Annotated in this window: 20 protein-coding genes, 1 tRNA gene and 1 riboswitch; of the genes, 15 read left to right on the top strand and 6 right to left on the bottom strand. The window is 53.5% G+C overall.

Annotated features, from left to right (window positions below; genetic code table 11):
• Window positions 1–145 precede the first annotated feature (145 nt).
• The 3 genes from R70331_RS06270 (at window position 146) to R70331_RS32000 (ending at window position 2,699) form a co-directional block, all read left to right on the top strand.
• Window positions 146–2,272, top strand: a complete 2,127-nt coding sequence (locus tag R70331_RS06270) for a bifunctional diguanylate cyclase/phosphodiesterase (protein WP_042173815.1) — start codon at window positions 146–148, stop codon at window positions 2,270–2,272.
• Window positions 2,273–2,347: 75 nt separating this feature from the next.
• Window positions 2,348–2,421, top strand: a tRNA-Gly gene (locus R70331_RS06275).
• 164 nt (window positions 2,422–2,585) lie between these two features.
• Window positions 2,586–2,699 carry a YjcZ family sporulation protein gene (locus R70331_RS32000; protein ID WP_209443652.1) on the top strand — a complete coding sequence of 38 codons (114 nt, stop codon included), beginning with the start codon at window positions 2,586–2,588 and terminating at the stop codon, window positions 2,697–2,699.
• An 86-nt stretch (window positions 2,700–2,785) separates the two neighbouring features.
• Here R70331_RS32000 and R70331_RS06280 read toward each other — a convergent pair whose 3' ends face one another.
• Complete coding sequence (locus R70331_RS06280; protein ID WP_042173817.1) at window positions 2,786–4,141, bottom strand: dipeptidase; 1,356 nt, start codon at window positions 4,139–4,141, stop codon at window positions 2,786–2,788.
• Window positions 4,142–4,368: 227 nt separating this feature from the next.
• Here R70331_RS06280 and R70331_RS06285 point away from each other — a divergent pair, with 227 nt between their 5' ends.
• From R70331_RS06285 to R70331_RS06295, 4 genes are all read left to right on the top strand, one after another.
• Window positions 4,369–5,364: a TRM11 family SAM-dependent methyltransferase gene (locus R70331_RS06285; RefSeq protein ID WP_042182248.1), complete on the top strand. Its 996-nt coding sequence runs from the start codon at window positions 4,369–4,371 to the stop codon at window positions 5,362–5,364.
• 37 nt (window positions 5,365–5,401) lie between these two features.
• Complete coding sequence (locus R70331_RS06290; protein WP_042173820.1) at window positions 5,402–6,019, top strand: NUDIX hydrolase; 618 nt, start codon at window positions 5,402–5,404, stop codon at window positions 6,017–6,019.
• A gap of 202 nt (window positions 6,020–6,221) precedes the next feature.
• Window positions 6,222–6,374 carry a hypothetical protein gene (locus R70331_RS31810; protein WP_167336671.1) on the top strand — a complete coding sequence of 51 codons (153 nt, stop codon included), beginning with the start codon at window positions 6,222–6,224 and terminating at the stop codon, window positions 6,372–6,374.
• 167 nt (window positions 6,375–6,541) lie between these two features.
• Window positions 6,542–6,925 (top strand): VOC family protein, encoded by a 384-nt coding sequence (locus R70331_RS06295; protein ID WP_042173822.1) that lies wholly within the window; start codon window positions 6,542–6,544, stop codon window positions 6,923–6,925.
• Window positions 6,926–6,993: 68 nt separating this feature from the next.
• Here R70331_RS06295 and R70331_RS06300 read toward each other — a convergent pair whose 3' ends face one another.
• Window positions 6,994–7,467: an ASCH domain-containing protein gene (locus R70331_RS06300; RefSeq protein ID WP_042173824.1), complete on the bottom strand. Its 474-nt coding sequence runs from the start codon at window positions 7,465–7,467 to the stop codon at window positions 6,994–6,996.
• 5 nt (window positions 7,468–7,472) lie between these two features.
• Window positions 7,473–9,401: a ribosomal protection-like ABC-F family protein gene (gene abc-f / locus R70331_RS06305; RefSeq protein ID WP_042173826.1), complete on the bottom strand. Its 1,929-nt coding sequence runs from the start codon at window positions 9,399–9,401 to the stop codon at window positions 7,473–7,475.
• Between the two features lie 452 nt (window positions 9,402–9,853).
• On the opposite strand from abc-f, the gene R70331_RS06310 reads away from it, so the two are divergent.
• Window positions 9,854–10,231: a PH domain-containing protein gene (locus R70331_RS06310; protein WP_042182250.1), complete on the top strand. Its 378-nt coding sequence runs from the start codon at window positions 9,854–9,856 to the stop codon at window positions 10,229–10,231.
• A gap of 24 nt (window positions 10,232–10,255) precedes the next feature.
• Here R70331_RS06310 and R70331_RS06315 read toward each other — a convergent pair whose 3' ends face one another.
• A complete protein-coding gene (locus tag R70331_RS06315; protein WP_042173828.1) occupies window positions 10,256–10,795 on the bottom strand; it encodes a chromate efflux transporter ChrA in 540 nt (179 codons plus the stop codon).
• Entirely contained in the window at window positions 10,796–11,377 is a 582-nt protein-coding gene (locus R70331_RS06320; RefSeq protein WP_269322283.1) for a chromate efflux transporter ChrB, read from the bottom strand. It lies immediately after the preceding gene.
• 253 nt (window positions 11,378–11,630) lie between these two features.
• Here R70331_RS06320 and ggt point away from each other — a divergent pair, with 253 nt between their 5' ends.
• Together ggt and R70331_RS06330 are read left to right on the top strand one after the other, a co-directional pair.
• Window positions 11,631–13,208 (top strand): gamma-glutamyltransferase, encoded by a 1,578-nt coding sequence (gene ggt / locus R70331_RS06325; protein ID WP_042173830.1) that lies wholly within the window; start codon window positions 11,631–11,633, stop codon window positions 13,206–13,208.
• Window positions 13,209–13,227: 19 nt separating this feature from the next.
• Window positions 13,228–14,502, top strand: a complete 1,275-nt coding sequence (locus tag R70331_RS06330; protein ID WP_042182254.1) for an amidase family protein — start codon at window positions 13,228–13,230, stop codon at window positions 14,500–14,502.
• A gap of 168 nt (window positions 14,503–14,670) precedes the next feature.
• Here the strand turns inward: R70331_RS06330 and R70331_RS06335 are convergent, their stop codons facing one another.
• The gene (locus R70331_RS06335) at window positions 14,671–16,512 is read right to left on the bottom strand and encodes a flagellar assembly protein A (RefSeq protein WP_052418942.1); all 1,842 of its coding nucleotides are present in this window, start codon (window positions 16,510–16,512) and stop codon (window positions 14,671–14,673) included.
• Between the two features lie 61 nt (window positions 16,513–16,573).
• Window positions 16,574–16,667: riboswitch (cyclic di-GMP riboswitch) on the bottom strand.
• A gap of 320 nt (window positions 16,668–16,987) precedes the next feature.
• On the opposite strand from R70331_RS06335, the gene R70331_RS06340 reads away from it, so the two are divergent.
• The 5 genes from R70331_RS06340 (at window position 16,988) to R70331_RS06360 (ending at window position 23,399) form a co-directional block, all read left to right on the top strand.
• The gene (locus tag R70331_RS06340) at window positions 16,988–18,562 is read left to right on the top strand and encodes a PucR family transcriptional regulator (protein ID WP_042173832.1); all 1,575 of its coding nucleotides are present in this window, start codon (window positions 16,988–16,990) and stop codon (window positions 18,560–18,562) included.
• Window positions 18,563–18,626: 64 nt separating this feature from the next.
• Complete coding sequence (locus R70331_RS06345; RefSeq protein ID WP_052418943.1) at window positions 18,627–19,247, top strand: nucleotidyltransferase family protein; 621 nt, start codon at window positions 18,627–18,629, stop codon at window positions 19,245–19,247.
• A 217-nt stretch (window positions 19,248–19,464) separates the two neighbouring features.
• Entirely contained in the window at window positions 19,465–20,640 is a 1,176-nt protein-coding gene (locus R70331_RS06350; RefSeq protein WP_042173834.1) for a BMP family ABC transporter substrate-binding protein, read from the top strand.
• 108 nt (window positions 20,641–20,748) lie between these two features.
• Window positions 20,749–22,281, top strand: a complete 1,533-nt coding sequence (locus tag R70331_RS06355; RefSeq protein WP_042173835.1) for an ABC transporter ATP-binding protein — start codon at window positions 20,749–20,751, stop codon at window positions 22,279–22,281.
• A complete protein-coding gene (locus R70331_RS06360; RefSeq protein WP_042173838.1) occupies window positions 22,278–23,399 on the top strand; it encodes an ABC transporter permease in 1,122 nt (373 codons plus the stop codon). Before R70331_RS06355 ends, R70331_RS06360 begins: the two co-directional genes overlap by 4 nt.
• The last annotated feature ends 15 nt before the right edge of the window (window positions 23,400–23,414 follow it).

Consider the following 23,414-nt stretch of genomic DNA (forward strand, 5'->3'; position numbering starts at 1 on the left):
ACCTCTACGGGGGAAAGGTGCTTTTTTCTTTTATATTGTAGGGGAGGAATGTAACTTTACGGGATGGATAAGCCGATATTTATAGAAGGGCTTGAATACATCATTCATACTAATTATAGATATCATTTTCAGACGCGAGGGACTTATGAGACAAGAAGAGAGAAAGACAATTCAAGCGGCGATTATAGGGGCCGTACTGTTCCTTCTGATTCAAATATTCCGCACTCCGCTCAGCCAGATTGAGAATCAGGACGTTATGCTGGCGCTTTACCTTATAGCCGGCTGCTGCAATATAGCTTTCGGTTTTGCGATTTTTGCCCAGGGCGGGCTTTTTTTCTCCGATAAATTATCCAAAGCAAGATTGTACATCTCAGCCCTGTTTTTGGGGGTATGCACCTTTGATTTTCTACACATCTTAAGCTTTGTGGGCATTCCGGCAATATCCTCTATTATCAGCCCGGACCAGTCCCTTTGGCTGCTTACCTTCTCGCGCCTGGCCAGCGCATTCGGCATATTGTTTATTTTCAGTAAGGAAGATGAGCCGGTATCCATAAGCGGAAAGAAGAAAGTATTCGCCGTGTCGCTGGTTGTGATTACCCTCTCACTGCTGCTGCTTATTTTCAGTGATAGCCTTACTCAGGGATTGCAGACATACACCTGGCTGGGCACGTTCAAGCATCTGGTTGATATGGCGGTGCTGTTTATCTATCTGCTCAGTGTCGGAATGATCGTGTATCCGGGCAGAATTGAGAAATCTGCTTCACTGCTTATCATTATCCGTGCGCTGATCTTTTTTGCATTAGCCCAGGTATTCTTCATGAATCTGCTGAGTGTCGGGGAGATGGACAATCTCTTTGGCATGGTCAGTAGCGGAATAGCGTATTACCTGATGCTAACCGGGGTCTACCGGCTGACGATTGAAGAACCGTTCCATGAGAACCAGCAGGCGGAAGCAAGGATTAACTATCTGGCGTATCACGATGATCTTACAGGTCTGCCAAACCGGCGGAAGCTGATGCAGCGTGTGGAAGAGATGATAATCCAGAGTGAAAAAGATAAAGGGAGAGGCGGTTTCTCGGCGCTGGTCATCATGAACATCAATCATTTCAAAAACATCAATGACTCGCTGGGGCATAATGCCGGCGACCGGTTGCTGCAGCTGGTGTCACAGCGGATACAGAACGAGGTAAAGGGGCACGAGGAGCTGTTCAGTATGGGGGCGGATGAGTTTGCATTCCTGATGACCGGGCGTACCGGGGTGGAAGGCTGTCTGATCCGTGCATCCGAGCTGCTGCATCTCTTTGAAACCCCGGTTCAGCTGGAGTCAGGGGAGTATCATATCTCGCTGAGCCTGGGGATGAGCATCTATCCGGGAGACGGAAATACAGCAGAGCAGCTGATTCAGAATGCGGATACGGCTGTACATAATGCCAAAGAGCAGAGTGTGGAGATCCGCCGCTATATCCCATCCATGCAGATGAAAGCCAAAGAACGCCTGAAGCTGGAAAATGATCTGCGACGGGCACTGGAGCGTAATGAATTCTATCTCGTCTACCAGCCGCAGGTGCTGCTTGAGACTGAAGAAATTGTCGGTATGGAAGCGCTGCTGCGCTGGGAGCATCCGAAGAGGGGGATTGTATCTCCTGTAGAGTTTATCCCGATTGCCGAGGAGAGCGGGCTGATCGTACCGATCGGCGACTGGGTGCTGAGAACGGCCTGTGAGCAGAATAAAGCGTGGCAGCTGGCAGGGTACCGTCACATCTGCGTATCCATTAACCTGTCCATGCGCCAATTTCTGCAGCCGAACCTCGCCGGCAAAATAGATATGCTCCTGCAGGAAATCGGGCTTGATCCATGCTATGTTGACCTGGAGATTACGGAGAGCATGACGCTGGACAAGGAGACAGCCTTTGACCAGCTTAACCGCTTGAAGCGGCTGGGGGTATTCATCAGCATAGATGACTTCGGCACAGGCTACAGCTCACTTCATTATCTTAAGAATATGCCGATTGACCGGCTGAAAATTGACCGTTCCTTCGTCTCCGATGTGCTGGAGGACAGCAACAATGCAGCGATTGTCTCAACCATTACATCAATGGCCCATCATTTGAAGCTGAAGGTTACGGCAGAAGGGGTGGAGAACAAGGAGCAGCTGCAGTTTTTGCGCCAGCAGCATTGCCATGAGGCCCAGGGTTACCTGTTCAGTAAGCCGATCAAAGCTGATGAATTCGAAGCGATTTTCCTGAAACCTCTGCTCGTCGTACCAACGTAAGCTCGGATACATTGCCAAAGGGTTGCATTTTATTCAAAGGAATGTTACAATATTTTTTGTCTTCACCGTATTCTCGCGGGTGTAGTTCAATGGTAGAACTTTAGCCTTCCAAGCTAATAGCGTGGGTTCGATTCCCATCACCCGCTCCAATATTAATACTTACAACCTTTGCGCTGCAAAGGTTTTTTTGCGTCTAATATCAGAAATTTATCCTGTAAGCCTGATATAGGCCGGATTTATCTGTGAACCCAGTCAATACACGGCCTGCAGGCATATTCTAAGCTGTACCCACTTGCAAAGGAGGAAAAGATCCATGAGCGAGAACGTTGCAGGTTATGGCGGAGGCTTCGGCGGAATGACATCTACAGCGGCTATTCTGGTCCTGTTTATTCTGCTGGTTATCATCTCCAAAGCTTTTGTACTGTAGTTCCGTAATATAATAAGCCAGGGTTTCCGCGCAGTTAGCGGAGACCCTGGCTTTATTTGTTAACTGAGCGGTATGGCAGGCCCGAGTTAGACCGTCTTCAGGAATTCAACAATAGTCAGCAGGCCCTTGTCAAAGTTCTCCAGGTTGAAATGCTCGTCCGGAGCGTGCAGGTTCTCGTCATCCAGGCCAAAGCCCATCAGCACAACCGGTGCCTTCAGAATGCGGGAGAAGCTCTCCATAATCGGGATCGACCCGCCATCTTTAGTGAAGAGGGCGCGTGTACCGTATACTTTACCAAAGGCGTCTGCAGCAGTCTGCAGGATCGGATCAGAAGGATCGATGTTGAAGGCGCGTGCTTTTTCCATCTGCTTCACCTTTACGGTAGCACCCTTCTGGATGTTGGCTTTCAGATGAGCTTCCACGGCATCAAGGATATGCTGCGGGTCCTGGTCGCCGACGAGACGGCAGGTGATTTTGGCATGGGCTTCCTTAGGAATGACAGTCTTGCTGCCTTCACCCTGGAATCCGCCGTAGACGCCATTAAGCTCAAGAGTCGGACGGGCGCCGACCCGCTCAACGAAGCTGTAGCCGTCTTCCCCGTACAACTGCTCAAGACCGAGGGATTCTCTAATCTTCTCTTCGTTCACGCCCTGCTTGGCGAATTCCTCACGCAGAGCGGCAGTCAGCTCAGGGACGCCCTGGTAGAAGCCTTCTACGGCTACTCGGCCCTGATTATCATGCAGAGAGCTGAGCAGGGAGACGAGGGCATGCAGCGCATTGGGTACTCCGCCGCCATACGAGCCGGAGTGCAGGTCAGTAGAAGCAGTATGAACGCTAACCTCCATGGAGCAAAGGCCGCGCAGTCCGGTGCAGATTGCCGGGCGTCCGCGTTCCAGCAGCGCAGTATCGGAAACCAGCACGGCGTCCGCCGCCAGCTTGTCCTGATTGGCTTCCAGGAATGGGGGCAGATTCACGCTGCCGATTTCTTCTTCACCCTCGATGCAGAGCTTGATGTTGACAGGAAGAGTACCCTCCTGTTTGAGAATAGCTTCGATGGCCTTGATGTGCATGAACACCTGGCCTTTGTCGTCGGTCGCTCCGCGTGCATACAGCTTGCCGTCGCGGATCTCCGGCTCAAACGGAGGGGTTGTCCAGAGATTCAGCGGATCAACAGGCTGTACATCGTAGTGGCCGTATACGAGAATGGTAGGCTTGCCGGGAGCGTGAAGGTAATCGGCGTAGACTACAGGATGGCCTGCTGTAGGGTGGATCTCGATGTTTTCAAGTCCGGCGCGTTTCAGGGTTTCAGTCAGCCAGCGGGCGGCGGATTGAACATCCTCCTTGTGTACAGAAAGGGCAGAAATACTTGGAATGGACAGCCATTCCTTCAGTTCGCCCAGCTGGGCTTCACGCTCAGACTGGAAATATTGATCATAGGACATAAGTGGTATGTACCTCCTTAAGAGTATCGCTGCGCAAAATCGTCTAGTTCAGCTCTAAACCTCCACCCGGGCCGTTAATTGACCGCTGGCTGGTTTGGCAGTGTAATGCCTTCATTATACTGGAGAACCTTCTGTCAATCAAAGCGGTTTACTGTTGTTGATTACGTCCGGTAACCGTGCTAGACTTAACTGACTTATGAGTAGACAGGAGCGGAATAACAGTGTCAGTGAATGTGGAATCAGGCAAGGAGCAAGAAGACGCAGGGAATAAGCAGGGAACAGATCCTGCTTATATTTATACATATGCATGCTCGGAGGACGAGCTGGATTTATGCGGGCTGGAGCTGCGCTGCCTGTTCGGGCAGAGTATATCCCCGGGGATTTTTGGCAGCACTATCAGAGTTGAACCGAGCCGCAGCCCTTTTATTAAGGAAATGATTGAGGTCATGTACGCAGGGGACAGCCTGCCGGAGATTTATGAACAGACTGAACAGGTTGAGCTTAACGGAAAGACATTCAAGGTTATTTTTGTGAAAACCAACGATCTGCCGCCTGAGCAAAAAATAGAATACAATGAACGCAGAGTGATCGAACGTGAAATCGGCCTGCGGATTGAAGGAGAGGCAGATGTCAACCGTCCGGAGCTGGTATACGGCATTGTGACTCTGGGAGGCCGCTGGTATTTTGGAGCCTATCACAAAAACAATGCGACCTGGTTCCGCCAGATCAAGAAGCCTCGCAGCTATTCCATAGCCCTCAGTACACGTGTAGCCCGCGCAGCAGTCAATATGGCTGTACCGCAGCCGGAAGGTATCCGGGCAATCGATCCCTGCTGCGGCATCGGAACCGTAATGATTGAAGCGTTGTCCATGGGAATCGATATCGTCGGCCGGGACATTAATCCGTTCATCGCACAGGGGGCACGGACCAATATTGCCCACTTTGGCTTCGATGCTCCGGTTACACTGGGCGATATCGCAGACATTACAGAGCATTATGATGCGGCGATAGTGGATATGCCCTATAATCTGTACTCCAGCATCACGCCCGAGGAGCAGTTTGACATTCTTGTCAATGCCCGCAGAATTGCCGGGCGGGTAGTTATTGTAGCTATTGAGGCGATGGACGAGATGATCTCGGAAGCCGGATTTGAGATTATCGACCGCTGTGTTGCCCGCAAGGGGGCTTTTTCCCGGCATCTGATGCTGTGTGTGCAAAGTTAATCCGGCTTATCCTATTTCTTTGAGTGGAGGTACCGTTATGGAACAGAAATGGTTAACATGGGCCAAGGAGATTCAGGCCATTGCCCAGACCGGGCTTACATATGCCAAGGATGTCTACGATATTGAACGTTATCAGGCGCTGCGTGAGCTGAGTGTAGATATTCTTGCGGACTATACCTATGAGAGCAAGGAGAAGATCCGGCTCGCCTTTGCCGGAGAGGATGGATACTGTACGCCAAAGGTTGATATCCGCGGTGTTGTTTTTCAGGATAACAAGATTTTGCTGGTGCGCGAGAAGCTGGACGGTAACTGGGCGCTCCCGGGAGGCTGGGGGGATATCGGGCTGTCGCCGAGTGAAGTGGCAGTTAAGGAAATTGCCGAAGAGTCGGGTTATCAGGCGGAGGCCGTTCGTCTGCTGGCAGTGCTGGACAAAAAATTCCATAATCATCCGCCGGAGCCGTATCATGTCTATAAATTTTTTATTCTGTGCCGGATTACAGGCGGGGAAGCGGCGGGAGGCGTGGAGACGTTCGGGGCAGGCTTCTTTGCTGAGGATGAGCTGCCTGAGCTGTCGCAGGAACGGAACACCATAGAGCAGATCAGGACAATGTTCGAATTCCTAAAAAATCCCGAAAAGCCGGTCATATTAGACTAATTCTGCGCATATAATGTAGTGCAGGGCTATTATAAGTTTTATTAGACAAAAATTGGTTAATTATTATTATGAAAGCAGTTACAAAGTAAGCCGCTGAGCCTTTGTATCTAAAAATTAGTTGCGGAAATTCTACCTTTTTAGGCCAGGCGGTCTACATTTTTTCCTCTACTGTGACGATAAGATATTTTAGGAGGGGATCGCAATGGAACAAGAAGAGTTAAGACTTCCGCTTAAACAGGATACTGCGGCACGTCCTGCCGAGGGCAATATCGCTGCCGGACTGGTATGGGGCGTTCTGATCAGCATTCCCTTATGGATCTCGGTAATCGGCTGGATCATGGGGATATGGCGGTAATTATTACTTTAAATAATAGGCACTCCAAATAAACTTATATGACTTATAGGAATGAAGGCTGCCTCTTAGAAGAAGAAGCGGCCTTTTTGAATTGCATTACAGAATGGACCTCTGAAGAATTAGAGAAGCGGTTGACAGGCTGATATTTATGATGAAGGAGATTGGTTATGAACAACATATTGCTGGAATCGCATAGTATATTTGGAACTCCGGATATTATAGGAACGTCCGCTTATTATGAACAAAAGCTGGGATTCCGGGCAGTATCCTATTTGGATACACAGGAACCCCATATCTGCCTGTACCGGGATTCCACTGAGATTATTCTAACGGATTCCGGCGGACGTCCGGTTATCCCTAACCGGGAGCTGTACGGTTACGGATATGATGCTTACTTCATTACCCGGAATCAGGACGCGCTCCAGGATGCGCTCGAGGCTGCAGGCGTAAAGTTCATCCGCAAATTAACCGATACGGATTACGGTAACCGTGACTTCGTGATAGAGGACATTGATGGACGGTGGATTGCATTCGGTATCAAGCAGTCCTGAGTACATACTAATCATGAATAAAAGAGGCTGCGCCCCTGGTGAAGGAGCACAGCCTCTTTGGTTGCTGTTTAGGGGAGCGGCTTCACATGCACCACCCGGAAGTTCTCACATACGACCGGCATTGCGGGGTCAAAGGACATTCCATAACGCTTGAATTCTCTTGTGAAAAAAGCTTCGTGCTCATAGCGCCATGATTCCAGTGAACGGTCATCCTCTCCCTCGGTATACGCAAACTCTGCGGTAACCTCATTGAAGGGAACGGTCTCGACCCGGGTCGTCTCAATAATGGCCCGCGGATTGCCCTCCCCGTCCAGCAGGATACAATATCCTCCGATAAAAGGCAGGCTTAAGCCCTGCTGTTCATACACCAGCTTATTAGAGGCAGTCCCGGTTTTGATTCCCTCCAGCACCAGGCCGAGCAGTTCATCCGCCAGCCGCGGGCTGTCGCCGAAGGCCCAGGCGCTGTCATAGTTATCTGCGGCTTCAGGGTGCTCCTCTACATAAGCTTTCCAATACGCTGAGATTGCTGTGTTCTGTGTCATTATTCTCACCTTTCCGCTTCGTTCATCCAGGCTGCGTAGAGCCCATCCAGTTCCGCCTGCGCTGTGTCACGGATAAGCTGGAGCTCCGCCAGCTTCACTGCATCGCTGGCGATGGCGGGAGCCAGCATCCCGGTATCGATCCGGCGGAGCTGTTCCTCGGCAGCAGCAATATCCTGCTCCCATGCTGCAGCAGAGCGCTGTTTCCGGGGAGAAGCTATGGCTGCCGGAGCTGTAGCCTTGGGTTGGGTACTCTTGCCGCCAGGGGAATTTCTATTATCCGCAGGTGTGCCGGAAGCAGCACGCTCCGCCTGCTTTTCCTTGTAATACTCATAGTTTCCGTTGAAGGCGTGGAAGCGGCCGCCTTCGATTGACCAGAGCTTGCCGAAGCAGCGGTTGATGAAGTAACGGTCATGGGATACCGCCAGCACGGTACCCGCGAATTCCTCCAGCGCCTCTTCCAGCGCCTCTCGCGAGTCGATGTCCAGATGGTTGGTCGGCTCATCAAGGATGAGCAGATTCGGACGGCGGTGCATCAGCACCGCGAAGCGCAGCCGCGTCCATTCCCCGCCTGACAAATTGGCGACGGTCTTGAAGACATCGCTGCCGTAGAAGAGGAAGCGGGCGAGCTGTCCGCGGGCTTCCCCTTCCTCCATACCCGCTTCTTCGCGGAAATAGCGCAGAACAGAGAGCTTGCCGTCCTCAGGCACCGCTTCCTGGGCCAGATACCCTACGGCCGCCCGTGAGCCCAGCGTGCAGCTTCCGCTATCCGGCGTCTCCTGGCCGAGAATCATCCGCAGCAGCGTACTCTTGCCGGCACCGTTGCCGCCGATCAATGCAGCTGTTTCGCCGTATCTCAGAATGTCGCTGGCGCCGGAGAATAGGGTGCGGCTGCCGTAGCTTTTGCTGATCCGGTCGAGGATGACGGCCTGATTGCCGGTCCGGTCCTCCTGCTGCAGCTGCAGATCCATTGCTTTGCGCTCCAGAATCGGACGCTTGATCTTAACCATCCGGTCCAGCGCCTTCTGCATGGAGGCAGCCCGGCGGTGGAAGGAGGGGTTAGGCGGATTGGAGCGGTTACCCCATTCAATCAGCCTTTTGATGCTTTCCTGCATCTGCTTGATCTTTTTCTGCTGCTCCTGGTAATCGGCGAACTGCTGAAGCAGCCGGGCTTCCTTCTCCACCTGATAGCCGCTGTAATTGGTGTGATAGGTGATTGCTTCGCCATCTTCGATTTCGACGACCTTTTTGACTACGGCATCGAGGAAATAGCGGTCATGAGAAATCGCCAGCACGGTGCCTTCATAGGCTAGGAGATATTGCTCCAGCCATTCGATAGCCTCCATATCCAGATGGTTGGTCGGCTCATCGAGCAGCAGCACATCGGGACGGCGCAGCAGCAGCTCAGCCAGGCCGACCTTGGTTTTCTCACCGCCGGAGAGGGAGGCGAACCCGCGCTCATATTGAGAGACAGCGATGCCGAGCCCTGCTGCGACCCGCTGGATCGAAGCGTCGATTTCATATCCGCCGGCTGCTTCGAATTTCTCCTGCAGGCTGCCGTATTCCTTAAGCAGCCTGTTCCAGGCCGGCTCGTCATTTGCGGCGTCAGAGGATGACATCTGCTGCTCCAGCTCCCGCAGGCGGCTCTGCCAGGACAGAGGCTCAGCGAAGCTGCGCTGGAGCACGGCATATACCGTTTCTTCGGTTCCGGCCTCCTGAATTTGGGCAAGCAGGCCGGTCACGCTGCCCCGGCGGATGGAGATCTGCCCCTGATCCGGGCGTTCTTCGCCGCTCAGCAGGCGGAACAGGGTTGTTTTTCCACAGCCGTTGCGGCCGATCAGGCCGATCTTTTCGCCTTGGCGGATATCAAAGGTAATGTCCTTCAGGACGAGCTGGGCACCGTGGTACTTCTGGACATTTTGGCATGAGATAATCATAGGTATTCTCCTTTATATAATGCCTGCAGCCGCCGCTCCCCCGGATAGAGGACTGAAAATGGACGCAAAAAGACCGCGAGGAAATTTCCCCGCGGCCTTAACATTCTCCGGTAGTACAGCTTATCCGTTGAAGTGTGGCTGGAAAGGCATTTCACAATTGTGTAGTGTTATTAAATTCTTGTAAATAGACAGACTTCTCCCGTTGTCGGCATTTACATGAACGATGCCAGCCATAGCGATAGGCAGCCGGCTAATAACACTGTTGGTCCAATTGCGATCCATTCCTCCACACCTCCTCTTTTAACAAATTTAAAGTTAGTTTAACCAATATCGGCAGAAGATGCAAGAAAAAAAAGCGGAGCGCCCACAGCATATAATTGTGAATGCACAAGTAGGATGTAAAAGGGCAGGGAGGCTGCCCGGTATTTTTGAACGGGAAAGAAGGAGAGAATATGGCGATTTTTAACGGGCTTCTGGGGCATGCGACCCAGGTAGAGCTTGCTGATGTACAACGCGAGTATGTAAGGATTCTGGCTCCGGGGGAGAAGATCGAACGGGCGTATAAGCTGATCAGGGATATGTTTATTTTTACGGATAAGCGGCTGATTCTCATTGATAAACAGGGGGTAACCGGCAAAAAGACACAATACCATTCCATTCCCTACAAAAGCATCACCCATTATTATGTGGAAACGGCCGGGCACTTTGATTTGGATGCGGAGCTGTGCCTGTATGTGTCCGGAAGCGCACTGCCGCTTAAAAAGACGTTTAATAAATCGGTCAATATTTATGAGGTGCAGGCGGTACTGTCGCAGTATATTCTGAAATGAAATAGCAATTACTGCAGCGGCAGGCTACACGGTATAAGGGAGCAGGAATGCCCCGTAGGCAAAAGCGGCCACGATCACCAGCGCAGGGTGGAGCTTAAGCCATTTTATGGCGGCAAAAGCAAGGGCGGCGATGATCAGCGTCTGCCAGATCCCGATGGCTTCCGCCGGACCCTGGGCCATTTTAATAGTCAGCACAGTCATCATAACGGCAATAACCGGCTGTACAAGCAGCGTCATGCCTTTAACGACAGGCGACTGCTTGTATTTATGCATGACCTGAAGCAGGATGATCAGCGCAGCGGCAGAAGGGAGGACGGTAGCGGTCAGCGCCAAGGCGGCTCCAGCCCAGCCAAAGACGCCGTAGCCGACATAAGCGGCAATTTTGGTAGCAATCGGTCCGGGCAGGGCATTGCCCAGCGCCAGCATATTGGAGAACTGCTCATCGGTAAGCCATCCGTAATGCGGGACAATTTCCTGGTACATCAGCGGGATGGAGGAGGGGCCGCCGCCGTAGCCCAGCAGATTAGCCATAAAAAATCCGTATATCAGCTCAAGCCATTCCATTTAGGCGGTCCCCCCTTTGTTATTCTTCTTCGCAAGTATCCGGTAATGAACCGTCCCATACCCCAGAAAAAGTACAATCACGATGGCCGGATGAAGCTGCAGCACCTCCAGCAGCACCAGCGCCAGCAGCAGAAAACCAGCCCCGATCCACTTCCCCAGCCCTTTGAATGCCTTCTGGGCAAATTCGTAAGCCATCATCCCGAGCATGACCGCGATAACAGGTGAAACTGCAGCAATCATGTCCGCTACCATCCTGGAGCCGCTTAGATGATTGACGGCGGAGAGCAGGGCGATCATAGCAATACCGCTGGGCAAAATGTGGGCCACAACGGAGAGCAGCGCTCCCCGGACTCCCTTCCGTTTATAGCCGAGATAGGCGGCCATCTTGGTAGCGATCGGGCCCGGCAGGGCGTTGGCGATGGCCAGCGTCTCCCCGAATTCGTCATCGCTCATCCAGGCATAGCGGGTTACGGCGTCGTGGCGGATGAGCGGGATTACAGAAGGACCTCCGCCATAACCGAGTATCCCTGTTCTGCACATGGCAACGGCGAGCTGTACATATTCATTGTTGGCCGGTTTCACAAGACCCCTCCTAATAAAATGGTATGTATGAAAAGAATAAGCGATGAGGTGCAGCGGTCTGCGGTGTTCTGAACATTCTATCCTAAGCGGCAGAGAGCCACTACCGAACAAACCGGATTTCACTGAATGTTTGTGCACCGTATACAAAAAGTGGCCGGTCCGGTTTGAGTTTGCCCTTAATGCATTGACAGGGGAATTTGCTGTGCGGTTAAATGACGGTAACTTTAAGCGAGAATGTTGAGGGGGATGGCACATGACGACACAGCCGGTGACCGGTACAAAAACAATGGTGGTCAGCCCCCATTACCTGGCTTCTGCCGCAGGTGCAGAAGTATTGTACAAGGGGGGGAATGCCTTTGATGCGGCGGTAGCGGTCAGCGCTGCGCTTGCCGTGGTCTACCCGCACATGACGGGGCTGGGCGGCGATGCTTTTTGGCTTACGTACAGCGCGGGCGAAGGGCGCGTACGGGCCTATAACGGCAGCGGACGGTCCGGCTACGGCGTCCGCCGGGACCTGTATGCCGGGGAGACGGAGATTCCCCGGCGCGGGGTCCGCAGCGCCATTACGGTACCCGGAATGGCGGACAGCTGGGCAGCCGTACAGGGAGAGTACGGCCGCCTGCCCTTTGCGGAGGTGCTGGAGCCGGCCATCGGCTACGCATCCGCAGGGTTTACGCTGTCGCCGGACCAGCACGGCGGCAGCGTTCTTGCCGGAGCCGCGCTGAGCCCTGAAGCGGCGGCAGTGTACTTGCCCGGCGGGAGGCCGCCGGCCGCCGGGTCCGGGTTTGTGCAGCCGCAGCTGGCCCGGACGCTGCGTGCCCTGGCGTCGGGCGGCCGCGACGCCTTCTATAAGGGACGGATCGCGCAGGATATAAGCGATTATATGCGCGCTGCGGGCGGGTATCTTACCCGCGAGGATTTTGCCGGCCATTACGGGGAGTGGACGGAGCCCGTATCCACAGAGTATCACGGATACAGCGTCTATCAGGCGCCGCCGAACTCGCAGGGCTTTGCGGCGCTGATGGCGCTCAATATACTGGAGCGCTTCGATTTCAGCGGCATTGAGCACGGCTCCTATGAGTACTACCATCTGCTGGTCGAAGCGCTGAAGCTGAGCTTCCGTGACCGGGATCAGGTGCTGACAGATCCGGCATTCTCTCCGGCTCCGCTGGACCGGCTGCTGGATAAAGGATATGCACAGCAGCTGGCATCTTCCGTCTCCCTGCACCGTGCGGCGGCAATCGGCAGTGAGCCGGTTGGCCGTGATACCGCTTATGCTGCGGTCATTGACGGGGACGGCAATGCGGTGTCGTTCATCCAAAGCCTTTATTTTGAATTCGGCTCAGGGATTGTGGCCGGAGATACGGGGATTCTGCTGCAGAACCGCGGCTCCTTCTTCTCATTGGACCCGAAGCATATCAACACGCTGGAGCCGCATAAGCGCACCTTCCATACCCTTATGCCGGCAATGGCATGCCAGGGCGGCAAGCCTGCTTACCTGTACGGGACACAGGGCGGGGAAGGGCAGCCCCAGACGCAGACGCTGCTGCTGACCCGGATGCTGCATTACGGAATGAATCCGCAGGAGGCGGTAGCTGCTCCGAGATTTGTGTGGGGCAGAACCTGGGGAGAACCGACCCAGGAGCTGAGGGTGGAGCAGCGGGCGGGGCGGCAGGTGCTTGATAAGCTGGCCGGCGCCGGACATCTGGTACGTGAAGCGGCAGCATATGACGGCATCATGGGCCATGCCCATGCCATTGGGGTGGACGGCTCCGGACTGCGCAGCGGCGGAACTGATCCGCGCTGTGACGGAGCGGCTATCGGATGGTAGGAGGAAGGGAGTGAGGACAGTGATTCATAATAATGACTATGGTGCATTTATCGCCCCGGAGCTGGAAGCCTCCGGCTCGCAGCAGGGCGAATTAAGAGGACTCCGCTTTGCCGTTAAGGATGTGTTTGCTGTAGCCGGCCACCGGTCTTCCGCCGGGAATCCGGCATGGCTGCGCAGCCATCCATCCGCAGAGGCGCATGCGGCGGCTGTCAGAAGCCTGCTGGATGCCGGAGCAGCACTGCATGGAGCGGCGCATACCGATGAGCTGATGTACAGCCTGAGCGGGGAGAATGCTCATTACGGCACGCCGGTGAATCCGCGGGGAGCCGGGCGGGTTCCCGGCGGTTCATCCAGCGGGTCAGCGGTGGCGGTAGCCTCCGGCGCCGTTGACTTTGCGCTCGGAACGGATACCGGTGGCTCCATCCGTGTCCCTTCCGCATACTGCGGCGTATACGGTTTCCGACCGACACATGGAGCCGTAGCAATGGACGGCGTTATTCCGCTGGCACCGGGATTTGATACGGCAGGCTGGATTACGGACAGTCCGGAGCTGCTGCAGCGTGTGGGGAAGGTGTTGATTGGCGGAGGCGGAACAATGGAGCATAGTGCTGCTGCGAGTGATAATGAATACCGTGCAGGAGAAGAGGCAGTGATCCGAATGTCTGAACCCGGCCGAATCCCCGGCCTGGAACGCCCCCCGTCCAGAATGGTCAGGCTGTACATACCGGCGGACTGCTGGGCGCTGGCTGAGCCGGAAAGTGCCGCCTTCCTTAAGCAGGGGCTAACACGGCTGCAGGCTGCTGCGGATGAGACTGTAGAAAACGTAGTCTCTGCAGAAGGCCTGAAAAGCTGGATGGATGTGTTCAGAGAGCTGCAGGCTGCTGAAATCTGGGCGGCCCATGGCGCGTGGATAAGGCAGGAGCAGCCGGTCTTTGGTCCGGATATTGCTGCACGCTTCACCTGGGCGGCAAGCATCGCCGGGCAGGACCATAGCCTGGCAGCCGCCCGGCGGCGAGATATTGCTGAACGGCTGCTGGAGCTTCTCGGGGAGGACCGCTGCCTGGTCATCCCGACTGTGCCCGGACCGGCCCCGCTGCGCGGTGCTGATCTGCAGCAGCTGGAACGCAACCGCAGCGGGGCTATGATGCTAAGCTGCATTGCCGGTCTGGCGGGCCTGCCGCAGGTAACTCTGCCGGTTGAAGGTCCGGCCGGCCTGCCGCTGGGGCTGTCTGTTATCGGCGGCAGCGGAGAGGACTCCCGCCTGCTCTCATGGGTTAATGAAATATGGACTTAGTGCGAAGAGGGCGGGCTGTTGAAGCTTTCCGCCAGACAAGCAGCTATTCTGCCGCTGAATATGGCATAAGAAAAGGATCGAAGCCGAAAGTTACCGGTTTCGATCCTTTTCTTTTACTTTGTCTAACGGATATGTACACCAGTTCCGGAGCAGCTGCCAATCTTTACGCTACATGCTTTGCGGGGGGAACACGAAGTCCTCGGCAGGCTCAATAATTTCTTCCGAATAGCGGCCCACTGTGACTCTGCCGGCATGCATTTTACGGGCAGTGATCCTCCGGCCGGCTTTCAGGGATGAGACGGCGCTTGATTCACCGCCTACTGTCTGGGCAGTGAGGGTTCCGGCTGCCTCCAGATTTGACCCGCGGCATATAGCTTCCTTATGGCGGAAAGTGATGTCACCCGAGGAGAAAAGCTCACTTTGCACAACCCCGTCCTTATGAATAATAATATCACCGCTAGATTTAACAGTGCTGTTCTGGCATTGGGACAGGTCCACGCGGACCTGTGACTCCTGCATACGGGCTACACCGGAATACAGATCCTTAAGCAATTTTAAAAAGGAGTCCAGGATGACATCGCTCAAAAAATCAATGAATTGGGCCGGACGTAAAAAAACATCCAGCATATGCTTCAGCTGCTCAGTGTCCTGATGGTAAGTGTGCTTAATGCCAGGAAAGACGGCCTGCAGATTACGGATGAGCCCGGGAATTTTTTTGAACTTGCTTTCCATCAGCAGAAGAATAATCTGACCGGCCTTCGCTGTCTGCTTCCGCGATTCTACCTTCTCGGTAAGCAGGCCTGAAGCCTGCCTCAGCAAATGAACCTCTTCAATCAGCTGCTTGGAGAGGCTGTACAGCCGGTTGTACATCACGCCGTAATAGCCGGAATACAGCTGGCTGCTGACTACATTTCCCATAACAAGTATGCTTCCTGTCGCTGTAATAGTAGAGCTGTTGACATTGCCGTAAATATAGACGTTGCCCAGAGACTCGATAATCATGCCAGCTTCAACATCCTGATACACAATCACATCGCCAGAAAAAACGATATTGCCTGTATTGATATTCACATTACCCGGAACCGCATATTCAGCGGATATATCGAGGTATTTGATGTTACTTCCTGTCATCCGCGGCCGTCCATCCTTCAGTGCGGTGATTTCGTGGTTCGGCAGCAGCGCTGTATGCTCTTTGACGGCCACTTTAATATCTCTGGCGGGGGCTGCAGGCAATATGCCTCCATACACATCGTAGCCTGGAACCCCCTCCCGGGACAGGTGCTTGCGGGCAATGATATCACCTGTTTTGGCTGAAGGAATCCGCAGGCGGCTGCGGTAATCCGCAGAGTCTTCGTTTTCATGTTCGCTGAAAGCCTTCTCAATATGCTCGGGGAAAAATAAGTCCAGTGTTGCATCCGTACCGGGCACAGGAGGCATGCCTTCCGCGACACAAACCGGCTGATGGGACGGGTTCTTTAATTCTGCATAAATAGAGGGAATATTCAGACTACGGACCATCGACTTTTTTTCAAAAACGGCAATGATCTGTTCAATGGTTAGTGTGGACAACAGGAGGGAACGGTCAAGGCGTGCCTCTAATTCAAGCCGGCTGGTTGCCGGGGAATTCACGAGATTCCATGGATATTGCTGTACATAGTTAAGAGTAAGGAAGGCTTTAAGCTTGTCATCGGAGATGCTGATCTCGTACTGGGGCGGTTCCTGAACCGTCCAGGTAACCCGGTCAGTTGCCAGTACTTCTGCCGGACCTGAGACTGTTTCATTATTGAGCTTCAAAACAAGAGGCGGACGCGCTGTAATAACTGCCGGCCTGCCGCCGGGCAACGGGGAGGTAATATGCAGCTGATTGTTTTGGACGAGGATCATTCCGTCATTATCTTCTTTATCATTGGGCTGCAGAGAAATCGCGGGTTCGCCTTCCGGTTCCATTTTCTTAACGTCAAGCGGATCTGTCAGCGTGTTTAAATCCTTTGCGGTCATTCGCTGAGGCATTTTGTTAGCTCCTTTTTGTGTAATCAGTGGCATTTGGACATAAGAGCTGGTGACAGCTCCCGGTGGCAGCCTGGCAGCCGTGGATGCATGGTTACTGCATCTTTAGGCCCATTGCTTTGCGTCCCATCCTTTCAGATAGTTTGCCTTTATTAAATGGAACAATGATTCGGCCGATAACGAAGGCTTTTGCCCGACGTAAGTCGACAAAAAAGAGTTTAAAGATTTAAAGATTCAAATATACAAACAAAAGCAATCTTCATTTTAGTACTAAAGTAGCTTATTTACAATATGATTTTTAAACTGTTTAACTAAAATCATTTATATTAAGATTGTGTGACATACGTTATTATACCTGACATATTCGAATGGTATTTTCACTTTTCTCTTTCCAATAGGGGTCATTTTATCTATAATGTTACATAAAGTAACATAAAGAACGCTGGTTAATAAACAAACTTAGTTAAGGAGGGGTGGCATGCATCTTACTGTCGAAGAAGCGTTGTCCATTTATCCTTTATCCGAGGCCAAGCTTATCGCCGGAGCCAAGGGCAAGCACAGAATTGTGAAGTCGATCAACGTAATGGATGCACCGGATATCTCGGACTGGATTAAAGAGGGGGAGATGCTGTTAACTACCGCGTATCTGATCAAGGACAGCCTTGAAGATGCTTCCGCACTGCTGCAGACCTTGAACCGGCGAGGCTCATCGGCGCTGGGCATCAAGCTGGGCCGCTTCTGGGATACCGTGCCGCAGGAGCTGATTGCCGAGGCTGAGACGCTGAATTTCCCGCTGATTGAGCTGCCGTTCCAGTTCACGTTCTCCGATCAGATGAACGGGCTGTTCCGAGCTGAATTGTCGCGAAGCACCAGTGTGCTGCAGAGTATCCTGGAGAAGCAGCGCAAGCTGATGCGCTTTGCGCTCCGCTCCGGCCGCGGCCGCCCCCTCTTTGAGTCGGTATCTGAGGTGATCGGCTACAAGCTTGCAGTTGTAAGCAGCCGGGGGGATATTGTCTACAATAATTCTGAAATGAACAGCAGCCAGCTGCTGGAGGGCTGGCCGTGGCAGAACCGCAACCAGCGCTTCCGCGCCGGTGACAGAACAGGCCTGCGGCTGCCGCTGATGCAGGGAGAGAAGTGCACAGGGTTTCTTTTGTATTGTTCCATAGATCCGCTGCTGCTGCCTGTGGAGGAGAGTCTGTTCATCCAGGGAGCCGAGCTTATTTCGTATCATATTCATTCCGGATATGAGGATTATTTTGAACCGGCCGAGCACCGGGAATTCAGCGGCTTGCTGCGCCGCTGCCTAAGCGGCGGACTCTCCAGCACTGAACTGTCGCAGGCTGCGCTCAGGCTGGAGGTGAAGCTGCTGCATTCACCTTTCCAGCTGCTGCTGACTGAGACGGCAGTTGCCGGGGAAGAACGGCAGGGGGAGCTGCTCCGGCTGAAGGAGGAGTATGCGGAACACCCTGTATTAGGGAAGCTGAACAGCATTCATGTCATTATGGATGAGGGGCTGGTGTCATTGCTTCCGTCAACCGGACATAGCCCGGAGCAGCTCCGCGAGCTGATCCATGAATGCTTCCAGGGGCTGAAGCTTGATAACGGATATTACCCGCGGGCTGCATTCAGCACGGTCAAGGTGAAGCCGGAAGGGCTGAAGGAAGCCTTTGCCGAGGTGAAGGAATGCATGTCTATAGCCCGGCACTGGGGCGCATACGGAAATGTGGTGCATTACCGGCAGCTTGAGCTGGACCTTCTGCTTGGCCAGATTCCGCCGGAATTAATGAAGAAATACATTCACGGCAATCTGCGCGGACTGCTCAGCCGGGAGCCGGAATACGTCAAGGAGATGCTCCATACACTGGAGGTCTATCTTGATAATGACGGCCATGTCAACGAAACAGCCAAGAAGCTGTTCATTCACCGCAACACGGCCACCTACCGGATTGAGAAGCTCAGTGAGCTGCTGGATGTTGACTTCAAAAAAATCAATGATCTGATGCGGCTTAAGCTCGTATTTGTTTTCCGGAAAATGCTGGAGCGTGAATAATGCTGATGGTGTCCTAAACTTAAATGGGCGGGCGCTGCGGCGCTGCCGGAAGGAGTGGAGTTCATTGAAAGTAGCAGGTATTTATCTGGCGGCAGGACCTGGAAGCCGGATGGGGGCTCCCAAAGTGCCGTTCAAGCTGTCTCCGGAAGTCAAGCTTGGAAGCATCGCCCTCAGTGAGCTTGAACGCTGTTCTCTTGAGCCTCTGGTTGTAGTCGTCCGGGCAGATGATAATCTGGAATGGCTGCCGCCTGCTAATGAGCAGAGTACAAGGCGGACTGAAACATGCCTGACTGCCCATCTGGGCCTGTCCTTTTCTTTGCGCTGCGGGCTGAACGCTATTCTGCCGATGCAGCCGGATGCAGTGGTGGTGGCGATTTCTGACCAGGCTTTTATTACAGCTTCGCTTGTAAGCCGCCTGAAGGACACCTATGTGCGGAACCCCGGACTGGATTATGTGGCCAGTACCAATGAAGGGATGAATATGCCGCCGGCTCTTTTTTCGCGGAGGATGTTCACGGTGCTGCAGGGGCTGGACGGGGATAAGGGAGCGGCTGAAATTATGCATTCCTCTGAGTATAAGGGGGTTGTGCTGGAGTCTGACCCTGCCCGTCTTTTTATGGATGCCGGGAGCCGGTTTGACTTCGGAGATATCCGTAAGGAATGGAGCTTTCGCGGTGAAAGCTGACATCTTTATAGGGCTTGCCAGATAAATGTAAGTTAATATCACATATTTTATATATAATTCGCTGCGGTTTAGTGCATCAGGCACAAAAAGATCCGAACTTCTTATTATATAGCACAAACGTATGTTATGTAAATTTACGTAAACGCTCTGTCTCAGTATAGTAAAGATACATTAATGGTTTGAACCATTAAGAGAGATATCCTGGAGGAGGAGAATTATGAAAAAAAGGGGTCAGGGATTTACGGTGAGCCTAATGCTTACCTTTGCGCTTGCGGTAGTGCTGGCGGGCTGCGGAAGCAACAACAATGCTGCATCTACGAACGCTGCTGCAACTGAGGCGCCGGCATCGGCGAATGCGGGGACAGCAACTGAGGCGGCAGCAACGACAGAGCCGGCAGCAGAGAAGCCGACGGTTGCTTTTGTCTACATTGGACCTCCGGGCGACGGCGGGTATACGTATCAGCATGACCAGGGCCGTCTGTATATGGAAAAAGAGCTGGGCATTAAAGCAGACTTCGTAGAAAATGTACCGGAAAGTGCCGATGCGGAACGCATTATTACTGAATTGGCACAAAACCACGACATTGTATTCACCACAAGCTTTGGATATATGGACTTCACCCTCAATGTAGCTAATAAATTCCCCAACGTGAAATTCCTCCATGCTTCCGGCTACAAGACAGCTGAGAATATGGGTACCTACTTCGGCAAGAACTATCAGGCAAGCTATCTGTCCGGTATCGCGGCAGGAAAAATGACTACTAAGAATCACCTCGGATATGTAGGAGCTTTCCCGATCAGTGAAGTTGTTTATAATCTGAACGCATTTACGCTGGGAGCGCAGAGTGTTAATCCGGATATCAAGGTCGATGTAGTCTGGACTAACACCTGGTATGACCCGGCTACTGAACGCCAGGCGGCGATCAGCCTTCTCGATAAAGGCGCTGATGTCCTGCTGGCCTATCAGGATTCCCCGGCTACCCTCCAGGCAGCGGCTGAACGCGGCGCTTATGCCGGCGGTAATGACTCCGATATGAGCAAATATGCACCGGATAACTATCTGACCAACCCTGTATGGAACTGGGGTCCTTACTACGTGAAGGCTGTTCAGTCCGTAATGGACGGAACGTGGAAGAGTGAGCAGTATTCCGGTGATATGGCTGACGGTATGGTTGAGCTTGCACCGTTCGGCAACAAGGTTCCAGATGATGTGAAGACACTTGTAGAAGAGGCAAAGGCCAAAATCATCAGCGGCGAGCTGGAGGTATTCACCGGCCCGATCTCCGATAATCAGGGCAATGTTAAGGTCCAGGAGGGCCAGGCGCTTACCCTTGAGGAAATTCTCGGCATGAACTGGCTGACTCAGGGTGTAGAAGGTACAATCCCGCAATAACGGCTTGACCCTAATATCATACTTCATGTTCATATGGGTGGGGCGGGTTCCGGGCTAGTGGAACCTTCCCCACCCGTACTACAACTATAAGGAAAGGAGCATCCCAATATGCAGGACCATTCGGTTGAAATGCGCGGGATTGTGAAGAGATTCGGTTCTGTAACGGCAAGCGATCAAGTCGATTTTTCGGCAAACGCGGGTGAGGTACACGCGCTGCTTGGTGAGAACGGAGCAGGTAAAAGCACAGTCATGAGTATGCTGTCAGGTGTATACCGGGCGGATGAAGGTGAGATTCTGATTCACGGCAAGCCGGCCAGAATCCGCTCCCCTAAGGATGCGGCGCTTCTGGGAGTCGGTATGGTGTTTCAGAACTTCAGACTTGTGCAGACGCTCACAGCAGCGGAAAATATCGTGCTTGGCGAAAAGTCGTCTTTCTGGCGGGGGAGCAAATGGATTAAGCAAAAGCATGAAGAAATAGGCGCGCTGGGAGAGCAGTTCGGGCTGAAATTTCCGGTTGACCGTCCGATCTGGCAGCTGTCCGTCGGTGAGCAGCAGCGTGTGGAAATTGTAAAGACGCTGTACAGGGGGGCGGATATCATTATTCTGGATGAGCCGACCTCCGTGCTTACTCCGGGGGAGGCTGAGCAGCTGTTTGAAACGCTTAGAGTCATGAAGCAGTCAGGCAAGACGGTCATCATGACCACACATAAGATGAAGGAAGTCTTGGCTTCCTCAGACCGGATCTCCGTTATGCGTAAAGGCAAAATGATTGCCACACTGGCCACGGCACAGACAGATGAGCTGGAGCTGGCCCGCCTGATGGTAGGCAGAGAGGTGACGATCAGCCGCCAGGAGCGTGAAGCCACTCAGGGTGAACCGCTGCTTGTGGTCAACCGCCTGGAGGTCTCGGCCGATCATGGCCGCAAAGCGCTTGACGGCCTGTCGCTCTCCGTGTGCGAGGGTGAGATTGTCGGAGTTGCGGGGGTTGCAGGCAACGGACAGAAGGAGCTGGCAGAGGTGCTTACGGGACTGAGAATCTGGAGGAGCGGGGAGATCATTTTTGACGGCAGTCCGGTAAAAACAGCTTCTGTCCGCGGCGCCATTGATGCAGGGATATCCCACGTGCCGGAGAACCGCATGAAGAGCGGTCTGGCCGGCCGGCTCGGTTCGGTCGATAATCTGCTGTTCAAATCGTACCGGACGGAAGAGCATTCCAAGTTCGGTATTCTGAAGGCAGCGAAAAACCGGCTGTGGTCGCAGGAGCTGGTGCAGCGTTTTGACGTGAAAACGCCGGAGCTTGATACTCCGGTACAGCAGTTGTCCGGCGGGAATCAGCAGAAGCTGCTGTTTGCCCGGGAGGTCAGCCATAAGCCTAAGCTGATGGTTGCGGTTCATCCGACACAGGGTCTTGATGTAGGAGCAACGGCAGGAGTGCATGATCTGCTGATGGAGCTGCGCGGCTCCGGCGGCGGAGTGCTGCTGATTTCCGAGGATCTGGATGAGCTGCTGCAGCTGTCAGACCGGATTCTGGTCATATTTGGCGGTGCAATCATCGGCGAAACCGATCATGAGCATGCAGACAGGGAACAGATCGGTTTGATGATGGCCGGTATCCGGCACAAGGAGGGCAGTGCGGTATGAGTCCAAAAAATACAGGTGATACAGGCACGGCATTTCTAAAGCCGGCTGCGGCTAAGTCCCGCAAAAACTTCGGGCTGCGTTTTGAATATGATTCCAGCCGTACCCGCTCCCCGTGGTGGTCGCCGATTCTGTCTGTCGTGCTGGCGCTGCTGCTGTGCGCGGTCTTCATTGCCGCAAACGGGATGAACCCGGTAACGGTTTATGAGAAGATGTTCCGCGGTGCCTTCGGCACCTCTTACGGCTTCACAGAAACAATGGTAAAGGCCATTCCGCTGCTGCTGTGCGGTCTTGGCATCGCAGTGGCGTACCGGATTTCCGTATGGAATATCGGGGCGGAAGGGCAGCTGACGGTCGGGGCGATGGCGGCTACGGCGGTTACGATTTATTTTCCGGATTTGCCTTCCTTCTGGGCGATTACCCTGATGCTGATCTTCGGTACAGCGGCTGGTGCGCTCTGGGGCTTAATGACAGCTGTTCCCCGCACGCATTTCGGGGTTAATGAGCTGATTACCTCCCTGATGCTGAACTATGTGGCGCTGCTGGCGCTGGATTATGTGGTATTTGGTCCCTGGAAAGATCCTGCGGGCTTCAATTTCCCGGGATCGCCGATGTTTACGGCTGCGCAGTCGTTGCCCGTACTCGGGACGACAAGACTGCATATCGGTCTGATATTCGGCCTGGTCGCCGTCTTTATCTACTTCCTGATGGTCAAATTTACCCGCTGGGGCTATGAGCTGCGGCTGATCGGGGCTAACCCGACGGCTGCGCGCTATGCGGGTATTCATATTAAAAAACATATCATCATTGTAATGCTGATTAGCGGCGGCCTGGCGGGAATTGCCGGGATGGCCGAGGTCTCCGGGGTGACGCACAAGCTGATGCAGGGCATCTCACCCGGCTACGGCTACACTGCAATCATCGTCGCCTGGCTTGCCAAGCTGAATCCGCTGGGCCTGATCGTTACCTCCGTCCTGTTCGGCGGCCTGATTGTCGGCGGCTACAGCGTACAGACCATCGGATTGCCTTCGTCTATTTCAGAAATGCTGCAGGGCTCTATCCTGTTCTTCCTGATTGCCGGCGATATGATTCACCGTTTCCGCATACGCCGGAGCGCTTAGCCGGCGCTTTAGAGA

This window comes from Paenibacillus sp. FSL R7-0331 (genome assembly GCF_000758645.1).
In the GTDB taxonomy this organism is placed as follows: domain Bacteria; phylum Bacillota; class Bacilli; order Paenibacillales; family Paenibacillaceae; genus Paenibacillus_AQ; species Paenibacillus_AQ camerounensis.